This window comes from Micromonospora sp. D75 (assembly GCF_018070405.1).
In the GTDB taxonomy this organism is placed as follows: Bacteria; Actinomycetota; Actinomycetes; order Mycobacteriales; family Micromonosporaceae; genus Micromonospora; species Micromonospora chalcea.
Genome location: NZ_JAGPXV010000739.1, coordinates 1 through 2,662, shown reverse-complemented (window position 1 = coordinate 2,662; position 2,662 = coordinate 1). Strand labels below are relative to the sequence as shown.

Genomic DNA, 2,662 nt, shown 5'->3' with positions numbered 1-2,662 from the left:
CCTGCGGCTGCTCGGCCCGGCCACCCCGAAGCATGTCGCCGACTACCTCGACGCCCCGGTCAAGGAGGTCAAGGCCCGCTGGCCGGGCGACGCGGTCGAGGTGAGCGTCGACGGTGAGACGCGCTGGCTGCTCGCCGCCGACGAGGCGGCGCTGACGTCGGCCGAGGTGAGCACGACCCGCCTGCTCGGCCCGTTCGACCTGTTCCTCCAGGCGAAGGACCGGGCGACGCTCGTGCCGGACGCGGCCCGCGCCAAGGAGTTGTGGCCGGTGCTGGGCCGCCCCGGCGCCGTGCTGGCCGACGGGGAGCTGGCCGGCACCTGGCGGCCCCGCAAGTCCGGCCGGTCGTTCACCGTCGCCGTCCAGCCGTGGCGCAGGCTCCCCGGCAGCACCCGCGACGCGGTCGTCGCCGAGGCCGAGCGCCTCGCCGCGTACCGGGGCGTGCCGCTCGCGGGTGTCGACTTCGCCGCGTGATGGCATCATGATCGCGTGATCGTCTGGATCAACGGCGCGTTCGGTGTCGGCAAGACGACCACCGCGCGGCTGCTCACGGAGTCGCTTCCGGACGCGCGGCTGTTCGACCCGGAGTTCCTCGGCTCGATGCTCACCGCGTTCGTCACCCCGCCGACCGGCGACTTCCAGGACCTGCCCCTGTGGCGTCACCTCGTCGTGCAGACGGTCACCGGCCTGGACCGGCACCACCCGGGCATCTGGATCGTGCCGATGAGCCTGCTCGTCCCGGCGTACCGCGCGGAGATCCTCGGCGGCATCCGCGCCACGGGCGTCGACGTCCGCGAGGTCGTGCTCACGCTCCCCGAGGACCGGTTGCGGGCCCGGATCGACGCCGACCAGGTCGAGTCCGGCGCGCGCGGCTGGCGGCACGACCACGTCGCCCGGGCGCTGGACACGTTCGCGTCGGTGACCGACGCCCACCTGATCGACGCCACCGTCCCGCCCGAGCAGGTGGCCGACGCCGTCGCCGCGCACGTCACGGGCGCAGCCTGATCGTGGGAGGATGCTCGGCATGCCGGATCGCGCGTTGAGCTTCGGAGCGGCGGCGCAGGCGTACGAGCGGTTCCGGCCCGGCTACCCCGAGGAGCTTGCCGACCTGGTGCTGGCGTACGCGGACCGGCCGGTCCGGACCGCCCTGGAGATCGGCGCCGGGACCGGCAAGGCCACCCGGCTGTTCGCGCGGCGCGGCATCGCGGTCACCGCCACCGACCCGGATTCCGCGATGCTCGCCGAACTGCGCCGGCGCGTGCCCGCGGACGTGCGGGTCCGGCAGGCCGCGTTCGAGCAGTTGCGCACCGGCGAGCACCACGACCTGGTGTACGCGGCGGCGGCGCTGCACTGGACCGACCCGGCGGGCCGGTGGGAGCGGGTCGCTGGGCTGCTCGTGCCCGGTGGCGTGTTCGCCTCGTTCGGCGGGCCGCTGCGGCTGGCCGACCCGGCGCTGCGCGACGCGGTGGCCGCGGCCCGAGCCGAGTTCCTCGCCGACGACGAGATCCCGTCGCCGGACGGGACGCCGCCGGACGCCGGCATGCAGTGGCCCGGCACCGAGCTGCACGCGTCCGAGTGGTTCACCGACGTACGCCAGTCGGAGATCGCGCGGCGGATCACGATGAGTGCCGACGACTTCGTCGGTCTCCTGTCGACCGTCTCGGCCTATCTCGAACCGCCGCCACATGTCCGTGAGCAGGTGTTCCGCCGCGTCCGGGATGTACTGCCCGGCGCGGTCGAGGTCACCGCGGACGTCACGGTCCACCTGGCCCGGCGGACGTCGCAGACCTGATCACCCGGCACCGGGTGATCCCTTGACGGCACCCTGGCGCGAGTCGGCCCGCCACGGGGCCCCTTCGCCGCCGTCGGCACGCGGAGGCGTCCTGGCACCGCGCCGGACGACAACCCGAAGATCTACGCGGACGAGGGAACTTCCTGACACACCTGACCGACTACTCGATCGGGACACGGCAGCCGGGCGGCCCACGGCTCGACGGGCACGAGCCACCCCGAACCAAAAGCCGATATTTTCGATCGGAGTAGTCGATGTCCGTCACCGAACTGTCCGGCGATCCCGCGCCGGACACCTCCACCGCCGCGCCGGCCGCTCGGCCGGGCCGCCAGCCCACGCCGTTCGCCGCGCTGCTGACCCGGCTTCATTTCTACGCCGGCATCCTGGTTGCCCCGTTCCTGCTGGTCGCCGCCCTGACCGGCCTGGCGTACACCATCACCCCGCAGCTGGACCAGGCCCTCTACGGCGACCGGCTGACCGTGGCCACCGTCGGTGACCAGCCGAAGACCCTCGCCCAACAGGTCACCGCCGCGCGGGCGGCGCACCCCGACGGCACCATCGCCGCCGTGGCGCCCGGCACCGGCGACCGGACCACCCAGGTGGTGTTCTCGCTCGAGGAACTCGGCGACAAGCAGCACACCGTCTACGTCGACCCGTACACCGGCGAGGTGACCGGGCGGCTCACCACCTGGTTCGGCTCCACCCCGGCCACCACCTGGCTCGACGACCTGCACCGCAACCTGCATCTCGGCGAGGTCGGCCGGCACTACTCCGAGATCGCCGCCAGCTGGTTGTGGGTTCTCGTTCTCGGCGGGGTAGTCCTGTGGTGGCGCCGCCGCAGCGCCACCCGCGCCCGGACGACACACCTGCTC

The 2,662-nt window shown here is 73.6% G+C and carries 4 protein-coding genes; all 4 read left to right on the top strand.

The annotated features are described in order from the left end of the window. On the top strand, positions 1–472 hold a 472-nt coding region (locus KBX39_RS28405; RefSeq protein ID WP_210873476.1), incomplete at its 5' end, for a crosslink repair DNA glycosylase YcaQ family protein. A 15-nt stretch (positions 473–487) separates the two neighbouring features. Then, positions 488–1,003, top strand: a complete 516-nt coding sequence (locus KBX39_RS28400; protein ID WP_187692446.1) for an AAA family ATPase — start codon at positions 488–490, stop codon at positions 1,001–1,003. A gap of 19 nt (positions 1,004–1,022) precedes the next feature. Continuing rightward, positions 1,023–1,790: a trans-aconitate 2-methyltransferase gene (locus tag KBX39_RS28395; protein WP_210873475.1), complete on the top strand. Its 768-nt coding sequence runs from the start codon at positions 1,023–1,025 to the stop codon at positions 1,788–1,790. Between the two features lie 254 nt (positions 1,791–2,044). Beyond that, positions 2,045–2,662 (top strand): PepSY domain-containing protein (locus KBX39_RS28390; protein ID WP_210873474.1); only part of this gene is annotated, 618 nt, incomplete at its 3' end.